Here is a 23,091-nt window from a genome sequence, read left to right on the forward strand (position 1 = left end):
TGTTTGCATTTGAACGTCAAGGCACTTAAGGACTGAAATGAAGTTTCTCTGCTCCTCCGACACCCTCGCGCCAGACAGCAGCCTCGGTTTTGACATCGACGGCTGCAAGCTGTTGGCCGTGCGCCGAGACGGCGTGCCCTACTTCTATATCAACCGCTGCCCCCATCGCGGTGTTCCACTGGAATGGCAACCCGATCAGTTCCTCGACTCCAGCGCCAGCCTGATCCAATGCGCCACCCACGGCGCTCTGTTCCTGATCGAAAGCGGCGAGTGCATCGCCGGCCCTTGCGCCGGCCAAAGCCTCACCCCCCTGCTTGGCCGCGAAGACGCCCAAGGCCTTTGGGTGGAACTCTAGTCGAGCAGCACGTCCAACCGTCGATCTACACAGATTTCTTCTGATGTAACCCGCACGCCATAGGCCAGCACTTCCACCCCCGCCGCCTTGGCTTCACGTAGCGCCGAGGCGTAACCGGCGTCGATCTCCACGGCCGGGCGCACTGCATCAATCCCCGAGAGATTGACGCAATACAATTGCACTGCCCGCACGCCCTCGCGCGCCAGATGGGCCAGTTCGCGCAAATGCTTGGCGCCGCGCTGGGTCACCGCATCGGGGAAGGCGGCAACCGAGGAGCCATCAAAGCCCAGGGTCACGCTTTTGACTTCAACGTAGGCCGCGCCGTCGGGATACTCCAGGCGAAAGTCGATGCGACTTTTCTCCTGACCGTAGGGTACTTCGCGCTTCAAGGCGGTGAAGCCATTGAGTTCGGTAATTACCCCAGCACGCAATGCCTCCTCGACCAACTGATTGGCACGCGCCGTGTTTACGCACGCCAGACGGCCCTGGGGTGTCTCGGCGATTTCCCAGGTGCCGGGCAACTTGCGTTTGGGGTCATTGGACCGGCTGAACCAGACCTGCCCGCCTTCGACCATGCAATTGAGCATCGAGCCGGTATTAGGGCAATGAATAGTCAGCAACTCGCCGTTAACGGTTTCGATATCGGTGAGAAAACGCTTGTAACGGCGAATCAGCCGCGCTTCTTCGAGGGGAGGATTAAAGCGCATCAGCCTTGCCAACTCCGCAAGCCACGTGCGATCCGTTCAACTGCTTCCTGTAACCGATCGAGGTTTTGCGTGTAGGCAAAGCGCACATGGTGGCCGGCTTGATAGCGGCCAAAATCCAGGCCTGGGGTAAATGCCACATGCTCGGTTTCGAGGAAGTGGCGACAGAATGCGAAGGCATCACCGCCGAACGCGCTGATATCGGCATACAAATAGAATGCGCCTTCCGGCTCGACGGCAATACCGAATCCCAGCTCGCGCAAGGCTGGCAGCAGGAAGTCGCGACGGCGACCAAATTCTGCCCGGCGCTCTTCCAGAATGTTCAAGGTTTGTGGAGTGAAGCAGGCCAGCGCCGCGTGCTGCGCCATGCTTGGCGCACTGATATAGAGGTTTTGCGCCAGTTTCTCCAATTCACCCACAGCGTCAGGCGGCGCAACCAACCAACCCAGCCGCCAGCCCGTCATGCCGAAATACTTCGAAAAACTATTCAGGACGAAAGCATCATCGTCTACTTCCAGCACGCTGGCTGCGTCTGTGCCGTAGGTCAGGCCATGGTAAATCTCATCCACCACCAGATGGCCGTTGCGCGCTTTGATTGCGCCGGAAAGAGCGGCCAATTCGTCGCGGGTCAGGATCGTCCCAGTCGGGTTGGCTGGCGACGCTACCAGCGCGCCCACACTGTCCTGGTCCCAGTGCTTGGCTACCAGGCCAGCGGTCAACTGATAGCGCACCTCGGGGCCAACCGGCACCAGTTGCGCCGCGCCCTCCACCAATCGCAGGAAGTGGCGATTGCAGGGGTAGCCAGGATCTGCGAGCAACCAATGCTTGCCCGGGTCCACCAACAGGCTGCTGGCCAGCAACAAGGCGCCGGAACCACCAGGGGTGATCAAAATACGCTGGGGGTCAACGTTCAGCCCGTAGCGCAGCTGATAGAAACCGCTGATGGCTTCGCGTAGTTCCGGCAGTCCGCGGGCCGCGGTGTAGCGGGTCTTGCCATTGGCCAATGCGGCCTGGCCGGCTTGGATGATCGGCTCAGCGGTAGTGAAATCCGGCTCCCCGATTTCCAGGTGGATCACGTCATGCCCGGCGGCCTGCAGCTCATTGGCCCGCGCCAGCAATGCCATGACATGAAAAGGTTCGATGGCGCGACTGCGCGCACTGTAGGGCTGAGCCATTAGCCTTCCTTAACGGTAGGGACAAAATCTGGATTCTACCGAACCCGTGCCGTAAAACATGTTCTATTGCCTGCCCGGCGGCCTGTACGGATCGGGCAAGCGCCTGCAAAACGACTAAAATCAACACTCGAGGCAACACATACCCAGCAATGGCGGGCTGATGTAGTTTGCAACCCCTTAGCCATGTGCCTCGACAACCGGGAGTGGCGCACCCCGAATCTATCTGGTAAGTTCGCCCGCTTGCAGCCGCAGGGCCGGCAGGTGTCGGTGACGTTGCAATCCTGCGCAATGGATTAGAAGAGTGAGAGGCGGTCTATTCATGTCCACCCAAGCAAAGCAACAGCAGACTCAAGGCCTCAACGGCTTCGAACCTTACGTAGAGAAGAAAGGTGAGGAGTACATGGGCGAGCCCATGCGCGAGCACTTCACCAAAATCCTGAACAAGTGGAAACAGGACTTGATGCAGGAGGTCGACCGCACCGTTGACCATATGAAGGACGAAGCAGCCAACTTCCCTGATCCGGCCGACCGTGCGAGCCAGGAAGAAGAATTCGCCCTTGAACTGCGCGCCCGCGATCGCGAGCGCAAGTTGATCAAGAAGATCGACAAGACGCTGCAGCTGATCAAGGACGAAGAATACGGCTGGTGCGAATCCTGCGGTGTCGAGATCGGTATCCGTCGCCTGGAAGCCCGCCCAACCGCGGACCTCTGCGTAGACTGCAAGACCTTGGCCGAAATCAAGGAAAAACAGGTCGGCAAGTAATCCCGCCGAGCTGAACGAATGGGGCGTGCAAACGCCCCATTTTTGTTTCTGGCGTTTACCGAATTTCCAGTAGTATCCGGCCCATGACAGCCTCTACCTATATCGGGCGTTTCGCCCCCACGCCCAGTGGCCATTTGCATTTTGGCTCGCTGGTCGCCGCTCTCGCCTCCTACCTTGATGCCCGCGCCAATAACGGCCGCTGGTTGATGCGCATGGAAGACCTCGACCCACCCCGTGAAGCGCCCGGCGCCCAAGCCGCGATTCTGCACGCACTGGAAAGCTACGGCTTTGAATGGGACGGTGAACTGGTCCGACAAAGCGAGCGGCACGAAGCCTACGCCAAAGTGCTGAACGACATGTTCAACCAAGGCCTGGCCTACGCCTGCACCTGCTCACGCAAACAACTGGAACCCTACAACGGGATCTACCCAGGCCTGTGTCGCAATGCCGGTCACGATCAGCAGGACGCCGCCATCCGCTTGCGTGTTCCTGAGCTTGCGTACCACTTTACCGACCGTGTTCAGGGCGAATTCCGACAGCACCTGGGACGCGATGTAGGCGATTTCGTCATCCGTCGCCGAGATGGCCTTTATGCCTATCAACTGGCTGTGGTGCTCGACGATGCATGGCAAGGTGTTACCGACATCGTGCGCGGCGCTGACCTGCTCGACTCCACGCCACGCCAACTCTACTTGCAAGAGTTGCTCGGCCTGCGCCAACCGCGCTACCTGCACGTGCCGCTGATCATCCAGCCGGACGGTAACAAGCTTGGCAAATCCTATCGTTCCCCACCGTTGACGCCCGACCAGGCCACGCCTTTGCTACTGAGAGCCCTGCGCGCCCTCGGCCAGCAACCCGGCGCCGAACTGTTGCACGCCAGCCCACGAGAACTGCTGGATTGGGGCATTTCGCACTGGGATGCGACAAAGATCCCGCGCGCACTCACGCTGGCCGAAGCGCAATTGAGCTGAAGGCGCTTGCAGCTTGCCAAGCATCCGTTACCATCGCCGCAGTTTTTCAATCAGAGGCCAACATGTACATCTATCGATTGGTCCTGCTGCTGGTCGTCGGGATCTACCTGTTTTCTCCCGCCATCATGGATTGGTGGATCGACGCCACGGGCGCCTGGTATCGCCCTTATTTGCTGTGGCTGATTCTGATCGTCGTGACTTTCATCCTGCAGAGCCAAAAAGATGCCGATGAGCTTTAGCCTCACCCAGATGCTGCTGATAAGCGCCGCCTATCTGGCCGCGTTGTTCGGCGTCGCCTGGATCAGTGAGCGCGGAATGATTCCGCGGGCGATCATTCGCCATCCGTTGACCTACACCTTGTCCCTGGGCGTGTATGCCAGTGCCTGGGCGTTTTACGGCACCGTCGGCCTGGCTTATCAATACGGTTATGGCTTTCTTTCCAGCTATCTCGGGGTGTCCGGCGCGTTTCTGCTGGCGCCGGTGTTGCTGTACCCGATCCTGAAGATCACCCGCACTTATCAATTGTCATCCCTGGCCGACCTGTTTGCGTTCCGCTTTCGCAGCACCTGGGCCGGCGCACTGACCACCATTTTCATGTTGATCGGTGTATTGCCGTTGCTGGCCCTGCAAATCCAGGCCGTGGCCGACTCCATCAGCATCCTCACCCGCGAGCCGGTGCAACATAGAGTCGCCCTGGCGTTCTGCGCGCTGATCAGCCTGTTCACGATTTTCTTCGGCTCACGCCATATCGCCACCCGCGAGAAACACGAAGGCCTTGTGTTTGCGATTGCCTTCGAGTCGGTGATCAAGCTGATCGCCATTGGCGGCGTCGGCCTCTATGCGCTGTACGGTGTGTTCGACGGCCCGCAACAGTTGGAGTTGTGGCTGCTGCAAAACCAGACCGCCCTCGCCGCCCTGCACACGCCCCTGCAGGAAGGCCCATGGCGCACGCTGCTGCTGGTGTTCTTCGCCTCGGCGATCGTGATGCCGCACATGTACCACATGACCTTCACCGAAAACCTCAACCCGCGCTCGCTGGTCAGCGCCAGCTGGGGTTTGCCGCTGTTCCTGCTGTTGATGAGCCTGGCTGTGCCGCTGATCCTGTGGGCGGGCCTGAAACTGGGGGCAACCACCAACCCGGAATACTTCACCCTCGGCATCGGCATTGCCGCCAACAGCCCCGCGTTGGCACTGCTGGCTTACGTCGGCGGTTTGTCAGCGGCCAGCGGGTTGATCATCGTCACGACCCTGGCGCTTTCGGGCATGGCACTCAACCATTTGGTATTGCCGCTTTACCAGCCGCCGGCTGAAGGCAACATCTACCGCTGGCTGAAATGGACGCGCCGCGCGCTGATTGTTGCGATCATCATGGCCGGATACGGTTTCTACCTGCTGCTGGGCGCCGGGCAAGACCTGGCCAACCTGGGTATCGTTGCCTTTGTCGCCACCTTGCAGTTCCTGCCGGGTGTGTTGTCGGTACTGTACTGGCCGACCGCCAATCGCCGTGGGTTTATCGCCGGCTTGCTGGCGGGGATCCTGGTGTGGGTCGTGACCATGCTGCTACCGCTGGTCGGCAACCTGCAGGGCTTCTACATCCCGTTGCTGAACATGATTTACGTGCTGGATGACACCAGTTGGCACATGGCGGCAATTGCGTCCTTGGCCGCCAACGTCTTGATGTTCACCCTGATCTCGCTGTTCACCAACGCAAGCGCGGAAGAAACCAGCGCCGCCGAAGCCTGTGCGGTGGATAACGTGCGTCGCCCGCAACGGCGTGAATTGCATGCGGCCTCGCCCCAGGAGTTCGCCACGCAACTGGCCAAGCCTTTGGGCGCCAAGGCGGCGCAAAAGGAAGTCGAACAGGCGCTGCGCGATCTGTACCTGCCGTTCGACGAACGCCGCCCCTACGCGCTGCGTCGTTTACGTGATCGTATCGAAGCCAACCTGTCGGGGCTGATGGGGCCGAGCGTGGCCCAGGACATGGTGGAAACGTTCCTGCCCTATAAGGCTGGCGGCGAAAACTATGTCACCGAAGACATCCATTTCATCGAGAGCCGGCTGGAGGATTACCACTCCCGCCTCACCGGTCTCGCCGCCGAACTCGACGCCCTGCGCCGCTACCATCGCCAGACCCTGCAGGAACTGCCCATGGGCGTGTGTTCCCTGGCCAAGGATCAAGAGATCCTGATGTGGAACAAGGCCATGGAAGAGCTCACGGGCATCCCCGCACAACGCGTCGTCGGTTCACGCCTCAATACCCTGGGCGAGCCGTGGAAAGAATTGCTGCAAGGTTTTATCAACTTGCCCGACGAGCACTTGCACAAGCAGCATCTGGCCCTCGACGGCCAGACACGCTGGCTCAACCTGCACAAGGCCGCCATCGATGAACCCCTCGCCCCCGGCAACAGCGGCCTGGTGTTGCTGGTGGAAGACCTGACCGAAACCCAGATGCTCGAAGACAAGCTGGTGCACTCCGAGCGTCTGGCAAGTATCGGTCGACTGGCAGCGGGGGTGGCCCATGAAATCGGTAATCCGATCACCGGTATCGCGTGCCTGGCGCAGAATCTAAGGGAAGAGCGAGAAGAAGACGGCGAAATTACCGAGATCAGCGGGCAAATCCTCGAACAGACCAAGCGCGTCTCGCGGATCGTGCAGTCGCTGATGAGCTTCGCCCACGCAGGCGGCCATCAGAACCAGGACGAAGCCGTGTGCCTGGCCGAAGTGGCGCAGGATGCCATAGGCTTGCTCGCCTTGAACCGGCGTAATTTCGAAGTACAGTTTTTCAACTTGTGCGACCCGGACCACTGGGTAGATGGCGACTCACAACGCCTGGCCCAAGTGCTGATCAACCTGCTGTCCAACGCCCGCGATGCGACCCCCGCCGGCAGCGCGGTACGCGTCAAGACCGAGGCTTTCGAACATACGGTCGATCTGATCGTCGAAGATGAAGGTAGCGGTATTCCACAGAACATCATGGACCGATTGTTCGAACCCTTCTTCACCACCAAGGACCCAGGTGAAGGTACCGGTCTGGGCCTTGCACTGGTCTATTCCATCGTTGAAGAGCATTATGGACAAATCACCATCGACAGCCCGGCTGACACAGAAAGCCAACGCGGCACCCGTATTCGGGTGACCTTGCCGCGTCATGTCGAAGCGACGTCCGCTGTGAACTGAGACCGTCGAGAGAATTGAATCAATGCCGCACATTTTGATCGTCGAAGACGAAACCATTATCCGCTCTGCCTTGCGTCGCCTGCTTGAACGAAATCAGTACCAGGTCAGCGAAGCCGGCTCTGTGCAGGAAGCCCAGGAGCGATTCAGCATTCCCACGTTCGACCTGATTGTCAGTGACCTGCGCCTGCCTGGCGCACCTGGCACCGAGTTGATCAAGCTCGGCCAAGGCACCCCGGTGCTGATCATGACCAGCTACGCCAGCCTGCGTTCGGCAGTGGACTCCATGAAGATGGGCGCGGTGGACTACATCGCCAAGCCTTTCGACCATGACGAAATGCTCCAGGCGGTGGCGCGTATTTTGCGCGACCGTCAGTCGGTCAGCAGCGCGCCTGCCGAACAGCGTCCCGCCAGCAAAGCTGCCGACAAGCCAGGGGTTGATAACAGCAATGGCGAAATCGGCATCATCGGTTCGTGCCCGCCCATGCAGGATCTGTACAGCAAGATCCGCAAAGTCGCGCCGACTGACTCCAATGTATTGATCCAAGGCGAATCAGGCACCGGTAAAGAACTGGTGGCCCGCGCCCTGCACAATCTGTCCAAGCGCGCCAAGGCGCCGATGATTTCGGTGAACTGCGCGGCCATCCCTGAATCCCTGATCGAGTCCGAACTGTTCGGTCACGAGAAAGGCGCGTTCACCGGCGCCAGCGCCGGGCGTGCGGGCCTGGTGGAAGCGGCGGACGGTGGCACCTTGTTCCTCGATGAAATCGGCGAACTGCCATTGGAAGCCCAGGCGCGTTTGCTGCGCGTGCTGCAGGAAGGTGAGATTCGCCGTGTCGGTTCGGTGCAATCGCAAAAGGTCGACGTGCGCCTGATTGCGGCCACCCACCGTGACCTGAAAAGCCTGGCCAAGATCGGGCAGTTCCGTGAAGACCTGTATTACCGCCTGCACGTGATCGCCCTCAAGCTGCCGGCCCTGCGTGAACGCGGCGCCGACGTCAACGAGATCGCCAGCGCGTTCCTGCTGCGCCAGAGCGCACGCATCAACCGTACCGACCTGAAGTTTGCGCCGGATGCCGAGCAGGCGATTCGGCATTACTCGTGGCCGGGTAACGTGCGGGAACTGGAAAATGCGGTCGAGCGCGCGGTAATTCTGTCGGAAAGCCCGGAGATTTCCGCCGAGCTGCTGGGCATCGATATCGAACTGAGCGACTTGGACGACGACGACTTCATCGGCCTGGCCCCACAACAGGGCGGCGGTAGCAATACCAGCCATGAGCCGACGGAAGATTTGTCGCTGGAAGATTACTTCCAGCATTTTGTCCTTGAGCATCAGGACCATATGACCGAGACCGAGCTGGCACGCAAACTGGGCGTGAGCCGCAAGTGCCTGTGGGAACGCCGCCAGCGCCTGGGCATTCCACGGCGCAAGACCGGTGTGGCCAGCGAGAGTTGAGGGTGCGCCCCCACAGGTAACACCCACAGATGTGAAAAAACTGTTACCGCGGATATTTCGCGTAACAAAAGCCGGGGCTTACGGTAACGAAGCCCCGGCTTTTTTTGGTCCATCAAACACCCGAAAGCACCTCAACACCCCGGATTTGCTGGACGGCGCAAAAGTTGGCACGCACCCTGCTATATGCTTAGTACAAAAACAATAACAAGCTTAGTACAAGACAATAAAAATAAGACGAATCGACTCACGCATAACAAAAACAACACGGCGGAGGCGCAGCTAACTGATTCTTTTGGAGAGGCGTTGCATTTGGGGCTTACCCCGCAACCAGGCCGAGAACAACAAAAACTGCCCTAAGGCAGAGCCTGAACTGGTTGGATCGTAGATCAGCAACACAGCAACCAAAGCAATCCGTTTGCTCTTGACTCCCGATTGGGAGTGTCATGAAGGTGAAGCTTCATGGCGAGGGCGATCAACAAAAACAAGAAGCCCGCAACCAATAATAAAAATAGAGCACGCAACTACTTCTGGGGGAGCTTCGGCTCCCCTTGTAGTTTCCGCGAATTGGCCTTCCAGTAACCTCTTGAAGCTTTTGGCCTTGGGCTTGCAGCTTGTTCCTACACCATCCCCTGACTAAATGCTAGAATCCCCGCCCATCATGCGGTCATTCTTCGTTATGGCCGAACATTCCTTCAAACAGTGCATCCCATGCTGAAGAAGTTGTTCCAGTCATTCCGTTCTCCCTTGCGTCGTACGCAACACATTCGCAGCACGCCTGAAGTGCTTAACAGCAATCAGCATTCATTGCAGCGCGCTCAATTCAGCCGTTATGCGGTGAACATCGTCGAACGTTTGCAGAACGCCGGCTACCAGGCTTATCTGGTGGGTGGCTGCGTACGTGACATGCTGCTCAATATCACGCCGAAAGACTTCGACGTCGCCACCAGCGCCACGCCTGAGCAAGTGCGTGCCGAATTCCGCAATGCGCGGATCATCGGCCGGCGCTTTAAGCTGGTGCATATCCACTTCGGTCGCGAAATCATCGAAGTGGCGACGTTCCGTGCAGGCCACCCGCAAAACGATGAAGAGGAAGACACCAATCAATCTTCCCGCAACGAAAGCGGGCGCATCTTGCGCGACAACGTCTATGGCACCCTGGAAGAAGACGCGCAGCGACGCGACTTCACCATCAACGCCCTGTATTACGACCCGGTCAGCGAGCGCATCCTCGATTACGCCAATGGCGTACACGATATTCGTAATAACCTGATCCGCCTGATCGGCGACCCGGTACAACGCTACCAGGAAGACCCGGTGCGCATGCTGCGGGCCGTGCGTTTCGCCGCCAAGCTGAACTTCGGCATCGAGAAGCACACCGCCGCGCCGATTCGCGAACTGGCACCGATGCTGCGGGAAATTCCCTCGGCACGCCTGTTCGAGGAAGTGCTCAAGCTGTTCCTTTCGGGCTACGCCGCCGACACCTTTGAAATGCTGGTGGACCTGCAGTTGTTCGACCCACTGTTCCCGGCCAGCGCCGAGGCTTTGGAACACAACCCGACGTACACCCACACCTTGATCAGCGAAGCGCTGATCAATACCGACCTGCGCATCAAACAGAACAAGCCGGTCACCCCGGCGTTCCTGTTTGCCGCTTTGTTGTGGCCAGCCCTGCCAAAACGCGTACTGCGCCTGCAGGATCGTGGCATGCCGCCGATTCCAGCCATGCAAGAAGCCGCGCATGAGTTGATCGTCGAGCAGTGCCAACGCATCGCCATTCCCAAACGCTTCACCCTGCCGATCCGCGAGATCTGGGACATGCAGGAGCGCCTGCCACGTCGCAGCGGCAAACGCGCCGATCTGTTGCTGGATAACCCGCGCTTCCGCGCCGGCTACGACTTCCTGCTGCTGCGCGAAAGCGCCGGCGAGCAGACCGACGGCCTGGGCGAATGGTGGACCGACTACCAGGACGCCAATGACAGCGAGCGCCGCGACATGATTCGTGACCTCGGCAGCAAAGGCGATGGCGAAGGCGCTGGCCCTAAGAAGCGCCGCCGCAGCAGCACCAAACGCAAGCGCAGTTCGGCTGACGCCTCGGGCGCTGCAGGCGAATAAACGTGGAGCGTATCTACATCGGCATGGGCAGCAATCTGGCTGCCCCGGATCAGCAATTGCGCAGCGCTATCGAAGCGCTGGCACAATTGCCAGGCACCACCGTTGCTGGCGTCTCCGCCTTTTATCAAAGTGACTCCCTGCTCCCAGGCCAACCGCGCTACACCAATGCGGTTGCTGCCTTGGACAGTAGCCTTGCGCCCCTTGAACTGCTGGATGCGCTGCAAGCCATCGAGAACGATCAAGGCCGCGAACGCCTTGAGCGTTGGGGCCCGCGCACTCTCGACCTGGACATCCTGCTGTTTGGCGATCGCCTGATCGACGAGCCGCGCCTCAAGGTGCCGCACTATCAAATGCACCTGCGGGCGTTTGTGCTGTATCCACTGGCCGAGCTGGCGCCCGCAGCGCTGCAACTGCCCAACGGTCAAATGCTCAGCGACTTGCTGGCCGCCTGTCCGTTTCTCGGCCTGGAACGCTTGCCCCAAGACTGACTGGGTCAATGTGGGAGCCTGCGCACTTAAAATCGCTTTCCCACTTGCTGAATCGCGTCAGTAACAGCGGTAACACAGCCATCGTAACAATGCGGTAACACATCCAATTGACTTCCCGTGCCCTCCTCACGACTATAGGCGTCCCGCTGCCGCCAACCCGGCGCTAAAGGGCGCAATCCAGGCCTTATAAGCACTGCTCTCAAGACAGTGCGCCTGAATAAACGAAGACTCACGCGCGTTACTCGCTGTTTCCAAGCGCCTGAACGAGGACCCTTTTCATGCCAGACATTACCCTGACCACCTTGCAGAGCCTCAAGCTCAAGGGTGAAAAAATCACCATGCTGACCTGCTATGACGCCACGTTCGCCCACGCCAGCTGCCAGGCCGGGGTTGAAGTGTTGCTGGTGGGCGACTCCCTGGGCATGGTTCTTCAAGGGAATGACAGCACCCTGCCCGTCACCACCGATGAATTGGCCTACCACACGGCCAGCGTCAAGCGCGGCAACGACGGCGCGTTTATCATCGCCGACCTGCCGTTCATGGGTTACGCGACGCTCGAACAGACTTTCCAGAATGCCGGCAAGTTGATGCAAGCCGGTGCGCACATGATCAAAGTTGAAGGCGCGGTGTGGCTTGCCGAATCGATACGCCTACTGGCGGAACGTGGTGTGCCGGTGTGCGCACACATGGGCCTGACGCCACAGTCGGTGAACCTCCTCGGCGGCTACAAGGTACAGGGCCGCAATGAGGCGCAGGCACGGCAGATGCGTGCCGATGCAATCGCCCTGGAACAAGCAGGCGCTGCAATGATCCTGCTCGAGTGCGTGCCGAGCGAACTGGCCGCCGAAATCACCCAGGCCGTCAAAGTGCCAGTCATCGGTATCGGCGCGGGTTCCGCAACCGATGGCCAGGTGCTGGTGTTACACGACATGCTCGGCCTGTCGATCACCGGCCGCGTGCCAAAATTCGTTAAGAATTTCATGATTGGCCAGGCCAGCATCCACGACGCATTGAGCGCCTATGTTGCTGAAGTCAAAGACGTAACGTTCCCTGGCGCCGAACACGGATTCTCTGCATGAACACCGTAAAAACCGTACGCGAATTGCGTGCTGCCGTGACTCACGCCCGCAGCGCCGGCAAGCGCATAGGCTTTGTGCCGACCATGGGTAACTTGCACAGCGGTCACGCCACACTGGTGACCAAGGCAGCCCAGCAGGCGGACTTCGTCGTCGCCAGCATCTTCGTCAACCCGCTGCAATTCGGCGCCGGTGAAGACCTGGACAAATACCCGCGCACCTTGGCTGCCGACCAGGAAAAGCTGCTGCAAGCCGGTTGCAGTCTATTGTTCGCACCTACTGTCGAAGAAATGTACCCCGGGGGCATGACCGGCCAAACTCGCGTCAGCGTGCCGCAACTGTCCGAAGGCCTGTGCGGCGCCAGCCGCCCGGGGCATTTCGAAGGTGTGGCAACGGTGGTCAGCAAACTGTTCAACATGGTCCAGCCGGACACGGCCGTGTTTGGCCAGAAGGATTACCAGCAACTGGCCGTGATCCGCGCCATGGTCCATGACCTGAATATGCCGATCCAGATCATCGGTGAACCCACCGTGCGCGCCGACGACGGCCTTGCGCTGTCGTCACGCAACGGCTACCTCACCGACGAGCAACGCGCTATTGCGCCGGTGCTGTACCGCTGCCTCACCCTGATCGCTGCTGCGATCAAAGCCGGTGACCACGACTTCGCGACGTTGCGCGCCGAACAGGTCCAGCAAATCGAAGCCGCCGGGTTGCGCCTGGACTACCTCGAAGTACGCCAGGGTGTGCATCTGCGCCCGGCCACTGCCGAGGATCGGGATATCGTCATTCTGGTAGCCGCCTACCTGGGCGCCACTCGCCTCATCGACAACCTGCATCTGACCCTCGACTGACCCCTTGCAGTTGCCCTTCTCGCTGCGTCAATAAAAAGTGCCGGTGCAAAAAAGTACCGGCATAAGCGCAGACAAAACCAAGACATATCGACACGCTAGGTTTAATGTAATCGCCCTGCGCTATGGTTAGCGCTGTCCCGAACCCATTCCTTGATGAAAGACTGGACGTTCCGGGCTCAGAAGTGTCCTAAAGGCAGTCCCCGTAATAAAAGGAAACCCGCAGCGATGGCGTACTACCGCACTCCTCATGACGTTACCGCTCTGCCCGCCTGGCAAGCGCTCAATCAACACCGCCAAGCCATGCAGGATTTCAGCATGCGCGAAGCGTTCAATGCCGATCCTCAGCGCTTTTCCCAGTTCACCTTGAGCAGCTGCGGACTTTTCCTCGATTACTCGAAAAATCTGATCACCAGCGAAACCCGCGACCTGCTGGTGGCCCTGGCAAAGGAAGTGAATCTCAAAGGCGCGATCGATGCGCTGTACGCAGGCGAGCCAGTCAACTCCTCCGAAGGCCGCCCTGCCCTGCACACCGCCTTGCGCCGCCCAGTGGGTGACAAGCTGTCGGTCAACGGCGTGAACATCATGCCGGACGTGCACAAGGTGCTGAACCAGATCACTGACCTGGTCGGCCGCATCCACGACGGTTTGTGGCGTGGCTACACCGAGAAGCCGATCACCGACGTCGTGAACATCGGTATCGGCGGCTCGTTCCTCGGCCCGGAGCTGGTTTCCGAGGCGCTGTTGTCCTACGCGCATAAAGGCGTGCGCTGCCATTACCTGGCAAACATTGACGGCAGCGAGTTCCACGAGCTAACCATGAAGCTGCGCGCCGAGACCACCCTGTTTATCGTCTCGTCGAAATCCTTCAACACCCTGGAAACCCTGAAAAACGCCCAGGCCGCCCGCGCCTGGTACCTGGCCCAGGGTGGCTCGGAAGCCGAGCTGTATCGCCACTTCATCGCCGTGTCGAGCAACAACGCGGCCGCCGTGGCTTTCGGTATCCGCGAAGAAAACATCTTCCCGATGTGGGACTGGGTCGGCGGCCGTTACTCGCTGTGGTCAGCCATCGGTTTGCCCATCGCCTTGGCCATCGGCATGTCCAACTTCAAGGAACTGCTGTCCGGTGCCTACACCATGGACCAGCATTTCCAGAACGCGCCATTCGAAGCCAACATGCCGGTGCTGCTGGGCTTACTGGGCGTGTGGTATGGCAACTTCTGGGGTGCGCAAAGCCATGCGATCCTGCCGTACGACCACTACCTGCGTAACATCACCAAACACTTGCAGCAGTTGGACATGGAATCCAACGGCAAAAGCGTGCGGCAGGACGGCACGCCAGTGTCTACCGATACCGGCCCGGTGATCTGGGGCGGCGTGGGCTGCAACGGTCAGCATGCTTACCACCAGTTGCTGCACCAAGGGACCCAACTGATCCCGGCCGACTTCATCGTGCCAATCGTCAGCTTCAACCCGGTGTCCGACCACCATCAGTGGCTGTATGCCAACTGCTTGTCCCAGAGCCAGGCGCTGATGCTCGGCAAGACCCGCAGCGAAGCCGAAGCCGAGTTGCGCGACAAGGGCATCTCGGAAGAAGAAGTGCAGAAGCTTGCCCCGCACAAGGTGATCCCGGGCAACCGTCCGAGCAACACCCTTGTGGTCGAGCGTATCAGCCCGCGTCGCTTGGGCGCGCTGGTTGCCATGTATGAACACAAAGTGTTCGTGCAGAGCGTGATCTGGGGTATCAACGCCTTCGACCAATGGGGCGTGGAACTTGGCAAAGAGCTGGGCAAGGGCGTCTACAACCGCCTGACCGGTGCCGAGGAAACCCTGGCTGACGATGCGTCGACTCAGGGCCTGATCAACTACTTCCGTGGTCGTCACCGCGGCTGATTCAGGTATTGCAGGGCCAACGTCCGTTTGGAGGTTGGCCTTGAACCCTCCCCCTGCAGGGTGCATCTTTATGACTTGTGGCTAAAACAAGAATAAGGATCGCTCATGTTCGATATCAGCACGTTCCCCACCGCCGATGCCGTCCGCCGGGCTGCGCAACTCAGTCAAGAGGACTATCAACGCCTCTATCGCCAATCCATCGATCATCCGGACACGTTCTGGGCTGAACAGGCCAAAGGCTTTCTCGACTGGATAACCCCTTGGCACACCGTTCAAACCTCAGACATCAAGACCGGTGCTGCGCAGTGGTTCGCCGGCGGCCAATTGAACGTCAGCTACAACTGCATCGACCGCCACCTGGCGCAACGCGCCGATCAGCCGGCCTTCATCTGGGAAGGCGATGATCCGAAAAATTCTTCCAAAATCACGTACCGCCAACTGCACCAGAACGTCAGCCGCCTGGCCAATGTGCTGAAAAGCCGCGGCGTGAAGAAAGGCGACCGGGTGTGCATCTACATGCCGATGATCCCGGAAGCAGCCTACGCCATGCTCGCCTGCACGCGGATTGGCGCGGTGCATTCCGTGGTGTTTGGTGGCTTCTCGCCGGACGCCCTGCGCGACCGTATTCTCGACGCAGACTGCCGCACCGTGATCACCGCTGACGAAGGCGTGCGCGGCGGTAAGCCAGTGGCGCTGAAACAGAATGTCGACAAAGCCCTGACCAACTGCCCGAACGTCAGTACGGTGCTGGTGGTGGAACGCACGGGTGCGACCGTTAACTGGACCGAAGGCCGCGACCTCAAGTATCAACAGGCTCTGGATGCCGCAAGCGACGACTGCCCGCCAGAGCCGATGGACGCCGAAGACCCGCTGTTCATCCTCTACACCTCCGGCAGCACCGGTAAACCCAAGGGCGTCCTGCACACCACGGGCGGTTACCTGCTGCAAGCGGCGATGACCTTCAAATACGTGCTCGACTACCGCGACGGCGAAGTGTTCTGGTGCACAGCCGATGTGGGCTGGGTCACCGGCCACAGTTACATCGTGTACGGCCCGCTGGCCAATGGCGCGACCTCGCTGATGTTCGAAGGCGTACCAAGCTACCCGGACAGCTCGCGCTTCTGGCAGGTCATCGACAAGCACAAGGTCAACATCTTCTACACCGCGCCCACTGCCTTGCGCGCGTTGATGCGCGAAGGCCACGGCCCGCTGGAGAACACGTCCCGCGCCAGCCTGCGCTTGCTGGGCAGCGTCGGCGAACCGATCAACCCGGAAGCCTGGGACTGGTACTTCAACGCGGTGGGCGAACAGCGCTGCCCGATTGTGGATACCTGGTGGCAAACCGAAACCGGCGGCATCATGCTCAGCCCACTGGTCAGCGCCCAGCGGATCAAGCCCGGTTGCGCGACCCAGCCAATGTTCGGTGTACAGCCGGTATTACTGAATGAACAAGGTAAGGAACTCAGTGGCGCCGGCAGCGGCGTGCTGGCGATCAAAGCCAGCTGGCCCGGGCAGATCCGCAGTGTGTACGGCGATCCGCAGCGCATGATCGACACCTATTTCAAACCCTACCCCGGTTACTACTTCACCGGCGACGGCGCGCGACGCGACGAAGACGGCGATTATTGGATCACTGGGCGCATCGACGATGTGATCAACGTGTCCGGCCACCGCATCGGCACCGCCGAGGTGGAGAGCGCGCTGGTCCTGCATGACTTGGTGGCCGAAGCCGCCGTAGTGGGTTACCCCCACGACGTCAAAGGCCAGGGCGTCTATGCGTTTGTCACGCCCATGAATGGGGTGGAACCCGACGACGCGCTGAAAGAGCACCTGCTGGCGTTGGTCAGCAAGGAAATCGGCAGCTTTGCCAAGCCGGAGCTGATCCAATGGGCCCCGGCCTTGCCGAAAACCCGTTCCGGCAAGATCATGCGCAGGATTTTGCGCAAGATCGCCTGCAACGAACTCGACAGCCTCGGTGATACCTCGACCCTGGCCGACCCGAGCGTCGTAGAGAGTTTGATCGACAAACGCCTGAACCGATAGGAAGCCCCGAGTCGCCATGGAATTTATCCGCAGCCGTATCGAAAACCAGCTGATGAGCCTGACCGGCTTGTCGCTGGGCCAGTTGGACCTGGAAAACCCCAAGGGCGACCCAGGTCTGTTCGGGCCCGACTCGGTGAGTTGGCAAGTACATGGCGATTTCAGCAGTATGCTTATCGGCGGCATCAGTGCCTTGATGCTGCAAGCTTTGCACCCACTGGCCCTGGCGGGTGTGTGGGACCATTCTAATTTTCGCCAGGACATGCTCGGGCGGTTGCGGCGTACCTCGCAGTTCATCTCGGGCACCACCTTTGGCGCGCGAAAAGATGCCGAATGGCTGATCGAGAAAGTCCGCACCATTCACCTGCAGGTGGTCGGCCATGCGCCGGACGGGCGACCTTATGCGGCCAGCGACCCGGAGCTGCTGACTTGGGTGCATGTCGCGGAGGTCAGTAACTTCTTGGCCGCCCACCTTCGCTACCGCAACCCGCACCTTTCAGGTCGAGACCAGGACCGTTACTACAGTGAAATTGCCTTGGTGGCCGAGCGTCTGGGCGCGCAGGGTGTTCCGCATTCCCGGCAGGAAGTGTCGGATTATCTGGCACGCATACGTCCGCAGTTGCTGTGCGATGACCGCAGCCGGGAAGTGTTGCGCCTGCTGCTGAATGCGCCCTCCCCCAGTGCCCTTGCCAAGCCCTTTGGCGCCTTGATGATGCGAGCCGGGATCGACCTGCTGCCTGACTGGGCCAGCGCCATGCTCGGTCAGCGCCAGAGTCCGCTGCAACGCCAGATGATCCGTGCCGGGGTCAAACGCAGTGCGCCGATGCTGCGTTGGGCGATGCGCAATGGTTCGGTGCAACGGGCCCATCGGCGGATGGGGTTGATGTAGGCGACGGCGCATAACTGTTAAACTTCGCGCCCTCATTTCCCCAGCAAGGCGCGCTCCATGTCTTCCTTGAATCAGGCGCTGCGCGCCGCCCTCGATCATCGCCAAGACCTGATCAGCGAACTGCACGCCCAAGACACCGACTGCTACCGGCTGTTCCACGGCAGCCAGGAAGGCGCTGGCGGCCTGACCATCGACCGCTACGGCCCTCAACTGCTGGTGCAGAGCTTTCACCAGTCCCTGGAAACGGCAGACCTGCTGGACCTGCATCAACAGATCAACCAGTACTTGGGCCTGGAATTGCTACTGGTCTACAACGACCGTTCCCGTGGCAATTCGCGCGTTGACCGCGAAGACACGGTGTATCGTGCCGAACCTGCTGCACTGGAAGACCTGGTGGGTCACGAGTGGGGGCTCAATTACCGCGTACGCGGGCGGCATGCCGGGCAGGATCCGCTGCTGTTCCTCGACCTGCGCAACACCCGGGGCTGGGTCAAGGAACACAGCGCCGGTAAAAGCGTGCTGAACCTGTTCGCCTACACCTGCGGCGTCGGCCTGAGCGCGGCCGCCGGTGGTGCCCGCGAGGTATGTAACCTGGACTTCGCCGAGGGCAACCTCGCAGTCGGGCGCGAAAATAGCCTGCTGAACCCACAATTGCCGACCCTGCAATTCGTGCAATCCGACTACTTCCCGGCGATCCGCCAACTGGCGGGCCTGCCGATCACCCAGCGTCGCGGGCAGAAACTGCCAAGCTATCCGCGCCTGGAGCAACGTCAATACGACTTGGTATTGCTGGACCCTCCGGCCTGGGCCAAGAGCGCGTTCGGCACCGTCGACCTGCTGCGCGACTATCAAAGCCTGCTCAAACCCGCACTGCTTGCCACCGCTGACAACGGCGTGCTGATCTGCTGCAACAACCTGGCAAAGGTCAGCATGGAGGATTGGCGCGAACAGGTGCTGCGTTGTGCGCAAAAGGCCGGGCGCCCGGTGCGTGACTGGACAATCATGACGCCCGGTGCGGACTTTCCCTCACAGGATCAACAGCCCCCGCTGAAAACCCTGATACTCCAACTGTAAGGCGTTTCCCAAAGGCCCTGCGCTTCGGAACCGAAAACCCGTGCCATACTCCAAGGCACTCTTGTTTGATATAGATGGCGCCGCCCCATGCCCAAAGGATTGATTCGCGCCGCTGGCGCTTTGTTGACCGCCCTTGCCCTTTACAGCTTGCTGGGCTTTTTGATTCTCCCCGGTATCGCGCTTCGCATTGCCAACCAGCAACTGGCCAATTACGCGACGGTGCCAGCCCGGATCGAGCGAATAGAGCTCAACCCGTTCAGCCTGGAAGTGACGGCATGGGGGCTCAAAATAGGCGAGCCTGGCAATGAACAAGTGGGTTTCGAACGGCTCTACGCCAACCTGCAAATCGACAGTCTATGGACCCGAGCCCTGCACCTGGCTGATGTGCAATTGGACAAGCCCAAGACCGAGTTGCTGTTCGACAAGTCCGGCAAGTTGAATCTGGCGCAGTTGTTCAAGCTGCCCGCCAGCGAGCCCGCCCCCGCCGATCCGAATGCCAAGCCTTTCCCGTTACGTGTCGATGGCATCAAACTGTCGAGCGGCTATGTGCATTTTCAAGACTTGCGCCCCAGCGAACCTATCGAATTTCTATACGACTCACTCGACTTCGAGCTGAAAAACCTCAGCACCCTGCCTGAAGATAATGCCGACATGACGCTGGTCGCGGCGGGGCCTGACGGTGGGAGAATCGATTGGAAAGGTAATTTCAGCCTGGTGCCGATTACCTCCGAAGGTACGCTGAAGGTCACCGATGGCAAGATGAAAGCCTGGTGGCCCTATGTACGTGATGCGTTGCCCCTGGTGCTGGAAGACGGTGTGCTCAACTTCAGCACCGAATACACGTTCAGCCTGGCCAAAGAGACAGAACTGAACCTGACCAACACCGCCGCCAGCATCGCGCCATTTGCCATCAAAGCACCGGACGGCCGGCCGTTGGTGCGCCTGGAGCGCTTGGACGTCAGCGAGACCACGGTGGACCTGGCCAAGCAGCAGGTAATTGTCGGTAAGATCCGCAGCAACAAGCTGGAAACCTGGGCGGCCCTTGAGGCCGATGGGCAACTGGACTGGCAGAAACTGTTCGCCAGTCAACCCAGTAAACCCGCCAAGGCGCCGGAGCCTGTCAGCGCTCCGGCCACTGCCGACTCGCCAAAAGCCGAACCTGCGGCGCCGAGCAAACCGTGGCAGGTCCTGCTCAAGGATGTGCAACTACGCAACTATCAAGTGCACCTGGCCGACCGTCAGGCCAAGCCGGCGGTTGCGCTGGAACTGGGCCCGTTGAACGTCGATGTGCAGAACTTCGATAGCCTCAACCAGAACCCGTTCACCTTGAAGCTCGACACGGGGCTGGGCAAGCAAGGCAAAATCCAGGCGACCGGAGAGGTCAACCTCAACCCAGTCAGCGCCAAGCTGAAGGTAAATACCCAAGACATCGACCTGCGGGTCGCCCAGTCCTACATCAGTCCGTTCATTCGCCTGGAACTGCGTAGCGGCATGCTCGGCAGCAATCTTGATGTGAACCTGAAAGGCACCGACCCTCTGAAGTTGCAGGTCACCGGTCGGGCGCAGGTCGACCAGTTGCACACCCTGGACACCCTCAAAACGCGCGATTTCCTCAAATGGCAGCGCCTGGTACTCGAAGGCGTGAACTATCAGCACGGCGACAGCCTGTCGATCGACAAGGTCAACCTGCTGCAACCGTATGCGCGCTTCATGATCAATGATGACCGCACCACCAACATCGACGACCTGCTGATTCCACAGCCGGCCGACAGTGGTACTAAGTCAGCAGCCAAACCGGCCAGCAAAGATAAGCCCCTGGGCATTCGTATCGGCCAGATTGCGATCAACGACGGCTCCGCCAACTTTGCCGACTTCAGCCTCACACCTAATTTCGCCACTGCGATTCAACAACTCAACGGAAAAATCGGCACTATCGACAGCCGCCAGGCCAAACCGGCCAGCGTCGACATCAAGGGTAAGGTAGACCGTTACGCGCCCGTCACCATCAAAGGCAGCGTGAATCCGTTTGATCCAATGGCGGCGCTGGACATCGCCACCAGCTTCAAGCGCGTCGAACTGACTAACCTGACGCCCTACTCCGGCAAGTTCGCCGGCTTCCGTATCCGCAAGGGCCGACTCAACCTTGACCTGCACTACGTGATCACCAAGGGCCAATTGAAGGCCGAAAACAAAGTGGTCGTCGAACAATTGCAACTGGGCGAGAAGGTCGACAGCACTGATGCGGTGGACTTGCCGATTCGCCTGGCGATTGCGCTACTCAAAGACACTAACGGCAAAATCACCATCGAGTTGCCAGTAACGGGCGATTTGAACAATCCCCAATTCAGCGTAATGCCGATCGTTTGGCAGACCCTGCGCAATCTCGTGGTCCGCGCGGCGACGGCGCCCTTCACGTTCATCGGTGGGCTGGTGACCGGGGGGGGCTCGGAAGACCTCGGTAATGTCTCGTTCGGACCGGGTTCCAGCGAGCTGAACAAAGACGCCGAGGGTGCCTTGAACACGCTGGCCAAGGCGCTTAAAGAGCGCCCTGCGCTGCGCCTGGAAATCGAAGGCACGGCCGCTGCCAGCAGCGACGGGCCGTTCCTCGCCGCGCAGCGCCTGGAACGCGAATACCAATACAACTACTACAAGATGCTGCAACGCCGTGGTGACAAGGTTCCGGCCCAGGCTTCCTTGCTGGAAGTACCGGAAAGTGAAAAAGCACCGTTGCTGGAAGGCATCTACCGCACCCGTCTGAAACAGCAGCCGCCGGCGGAGTGGAAAGACCTCAGCCGCGATGAACGTACCGCCAAGCTGAAGGACGGCGTTATCAAATTCTGGAGTGGCAGTGATGTGTTGCTGCGCCAGTTGGGCCAAGACCGCGCAAGCACTATCAAGGATTACCTGGTAGACAAAGGACAGTTGGAAGATGACCGGGTGTACTTCATCGATGCCAACCTCGGGCAGGCAGAGAAGGATGGTCGAGTGGTGACACCGATGCATCTGGATGCTGAGTAACCCGACCTCTACGCACACCTGAATGGGGAAGCGGGCTTGCTCGCTCCCACATTTTATCTTCATAAGCCTACAAAACGTATTCCGAGCCAGAATAGAACAGGCCCCGACACAAGTGCCGGGGCCTGTAATGACCACATCCGTGTGGTCGGTCGCATGAACTGGTGGAGGTGCGTTGAGTGTATATCTAGCTCACTCGCCGCCGCCGACGTTTAGTTCAGGCGAACTCTGGAGCGTTACTCTGCTTTCAGGCCATCAGCCGATACAGCTTTAACGCCTTTGATTTTTTTGGTGATTGCCACGGCAGTGGCCTTCTGCGATTCAGTCACGGCAGTAGAGGACGACAGGGAAACCACGCCTTTGTTGGTTTCGACTTTGATGTCGGTGCCAGGAATGCCTTTCTCGGTTACCAAGTCAGCTTTCACTTTGGTGGTGATCCAAGTATCCGAGGTAGCGCCTTTGGCGTCAGCAGCAGCGGCCTTGGTTTTGTCCATGTTATCGGCTTTAGTTGCACCGCCAGCCATCAGGCCATCAGCAGAAACCGCAGTCACACCTTTGATTTTCTTGGTGATCGCCACAGCAGTAGCTTTCTGAGCGTCCGAGACAGCGACTTCGGAAGACAGGGAAACCACGCCTTTGTTGGTTTCAACCTCGATGTCCGAGCCCGGGATGCCTTTTTCAGTCAGCAGGTCAGCTTTGACTTTGGTAGTGATCCAAGTGTCCGAGGTGGCTTCTTTAGCCTTGGTCACTTCACCAGCAGCCAGGGTCATTGGCGCTTGGGAAGTCTGGGCAAAGGCCACGTTAGCACCCATGGCAAGGGTCAGAGCGGTAGCAGTAGCGAGAGCGAACTTCTTCATACGAGTAACTCCTGTTTTATTAAAAGACTGCAGTGTGTGAACCTTGATGCTGCAGCGCTAACAGGGTTGTTGCAGGCACTGTGCCAACTCACTCTCACAAAATAAATCCTTATAAATCAATAGCTTAATAAAATTTTCTTTCTTCGAAATCGTGCAACTTGCATGAACAGGAACTTGCCTGCATGCAAGTTGCGGGTTTTA

General features: G+C 59.4%; 18 protein-coding genes. 15 read left to right on the forward strand and 3 right to left on the reverse strand.

Features of this window, described 5'->3' with window-relative positions; all coding sequences use genetic code 11:
- Positions 1-37 precede the first annotated feature (37 nt).
- Positions 38-355, forward strand: coding sequence for a Rieske (2Fe-2S) protein (locus AACY44_RS18685; RefSeq protein WP_339420311.1), 318 nt, complete (start codon positions 38-40; stop codon positions 353-355).
- Here AACY44_RS18685 and sfsA read toward each other — a convergent pair.
- Positions 352-1,062, reverse strand: coding sequence for a DNA/RNA nuclease SfsA (sfsA, locus tag AACY44_RS18690; RefSeq protein WP_339420310.1), 711 nt, complete (start codon positions 1,060-1,062; stop codon positions 352-354). The two genes, AACY44_RS18685 and sfsA, sit on opposite strands and share 4 nt — an antisense overlap.
- Positions 1,062-2,234: a pyridoxal phosphate-dependent aminotransferase gene (locus AACY44_RS18695; RefSeq protein ID WP_339530817.1), complete on the reverse strand. Its 1,173-nt coding sequence runs from the start codon at positions 2,232-2,234 to the stop codon at positions 1,062-1,064. The genes sfsA and AACY44_RS18695 overlap by 1 nt, the downstream gene beginning before the upstream one ends.
- Before the next feature lie 319 nt (positions 2,235-2,553).
- Between AACY44_RS18695 and dksA the strand changes: the two genes are divergently transcribed.
- From dksA to AACY44_RS18765, 14 genes are all read left to right on the forward strand, one after another.
- Positions 2,554-2,997, forward strand: a complete 444-nt coding sequence (gene dksA, locus AACY44_RS18700) for an RNA polymerase-binding protein DksA (RefSeq protein ID WP_025857127.1) — start codon at positions 2,554-2,556, stop codon at positions 2,995-2,997.
- 83 nt (positions 2,998-3,080) lie between these two features.
- Positions 3,081-3,968 carry a tRNA glutamyl-Q(34) synthetase GluQRS gene (gene gluQRS / locus AACY44_RS18705; RefSeq protein ID WP_339420308.1) on the forward strand — a complete coding sequence of 296 codons (888 nt, stop codon included), beginning with the start codon at positions 3,081-3,083 and terminating at the stop codon, positions 3,966-3,968.
- A gap of 62 nt (positions 3,969-4,030) precedes the next feature.
- Positions 4,031-4,207: a hypothetical protein gene (locus AACY44_RS18710; protein ID WP_003176118.1), complete on the forward strand. Its 177-nt coding sequence runs from the start codon at positions 4,031-4,033 to the stop codon at positions 4,205-4,207.
- Positions 4,191-7,145 (forward strand): sensor histidine kinase, encoded by a 2,955-nt coding sequence (locus AACY44_RS18715; RefSeq protein WP_339420307.1) that lies wholly within the window; start codon positions 4,191-4,193, stop codon positions 7,143-7,145. The genes AACY44_RS18710 and AACY44_RS18715 overlap by 17 nt, the downstream gene beginning before the upstream one ends.
- Positions 7,146-7,167: 22 nt before the next feature.
- Positions 7,168-8,598, forward strand: a complete 1,431-nt coding sequence (locus AACY44_RS18720; RefSeq protein WP_339420306.1) for a sigma-54-dependent transcriptional regulator — start codon at positions 7,168-7,170, stop codon at positions 8,596-8,598.
- Between the two features lie 708 nt (positions 8,599-9,306).
- Positions 9,307-10,710: a polynucleotide adenylyltransferase PcnB gene (locus AACY44_RS18725; RefSeq protein WP_065875682.1), complete on the forward strand. Its 1,404-nt coding sequence runs from the start codon at positions 9,307-9,309 to the stop codon at positions 10,708-10,710.
- 2 nt (positions 10,711-10,712) lie between these two features.
- Positions 10,713-11,198, forward strand: a complete 486-nt coding sequence (gene folK, locus AACY44_RS18730; protein WP_339420305.1) for a 2-amino-4-hydroxy-6-hydroxymethyldihydropteridine diphosphokinase — start codon at positions 10,713-10,715, stop codon at positions 11,196-11,198.
- A gap of 278 nt (positions 11,199-11,476) precedes the next feature.
- Positions 11,477-12,277 carry a 3-methyl-2-oxobutanoate hydroxymethyltransferase gene (panB, locus tag AACY44_RS18735; RefSeq protein WP_339437535.1) on the forward strand — a complete coding sequence of 267 codons (801 nt, stop codon included), beginning with the start codon at positions 11,477-11,479 and terminating at the stop codon, positions 12,275-12,277.
- Positions 12,274-13,125: a pantoate--beta-alanine ligase gene (gene panC / locus AACY44_RS18740; RefSeq protein WP_339437534.1), complete on the forward strand. Its 852-nt coding sequence runs from the start codon at positions 12,274-12,276 to the stop codon at positions 13,123-13,125. The genes panB and panC overlap by 4 nt, the downstream gene beginning before the upstream one ends.
- 225 nt (positions 13,126-13,350) lie before the next feature.
- A complete protein-coding gene (gene pgi, locus AACY44_RS18745; protein WP_339420303.1) occupies positions 13,351-15,015 on the forward strand; it encodes a glucose-6-phosphate isomerase in 1,665 nt (554 codons plus the stop codon).
- Between the two features lie 105 nt (positions 15,016-15,120).
- Entirely contained in the window at positions 15,121-17,058 is a 1,938-nt protein-coding gene (gene acs, locus AACY44_RS18750; RefSeq protein ID WP_339437533.1) for an acetate--CoA ligase, read from the forward strand.
- Positions 17,059-17,074: 16 nt separating this feature from the next.
- On the forward strand, positions 17,075-17,944 hold the full coding sequence (locus AACY44_RS18755; RefSeq protein ID WP_339420301.1) for an oxygenase MpaB family protein: 870 nt from the start codon (positions 17,075-17,077) through the stop codon (positions 17,942-17,944).
- A gap of 57 nt (positions 17,945-18,001) precedes the next feature.
- The gene (locus AACY44_RS18760; protein ID WP_339420300.1) at positions 18,002-19,018 is read left to right on the forward strand and encodes a class I SAM-dependent rRNA methyltransferase; all 1,017 of its coding nucleotides are present in this window, start codon (positions 18,002-18,004) and stop codon (positions 19,016-19,018) included.
- Positions 19,019-19,105: 87 nt separating this feature from the next.
- Positions 19,106-22,036, forward strand: a complete 2,931-nt coding sequence (locus AACY44_RS18765) for a DUF748 domain-containing protein (RefSeq protein WP_339428319.1) — start codon at positions 19,106-19,108, stop codon at positions 22,034-22,036.
- Positions 22,037-22,269: 233 nt separating this feature from the next.
- On the opposite strand, the gene AACY44_RS18770 is transcribed toward AACY44_RS18765, so the two are convergent.
- Positions 22,270-22,890 (reverse strand): BON domain-containing protein, encoded by a 621-nt coding sequence (locus AACY44_RS18770; protein WP_339471741.1) that lies wholly within the window; start codon positions 22,888-22,890, stop codon positions 22,270-22,272.
- Between the last annotated feature and the right edge of the window lie 201 nt (positions 22,891-23,091).

Origin of the sequence: Pseudomonas sp. RA_15y_Pfl1_P11 (assembly GCF_963970975.1) — a bacterium.
GTDB lineage: Bacteria > Pseudomonadota > Gammaproteobacteria > Pseudomonadales > Pseudomonadaceae > Aquipseudomonas > Aquipseudomonas tritici.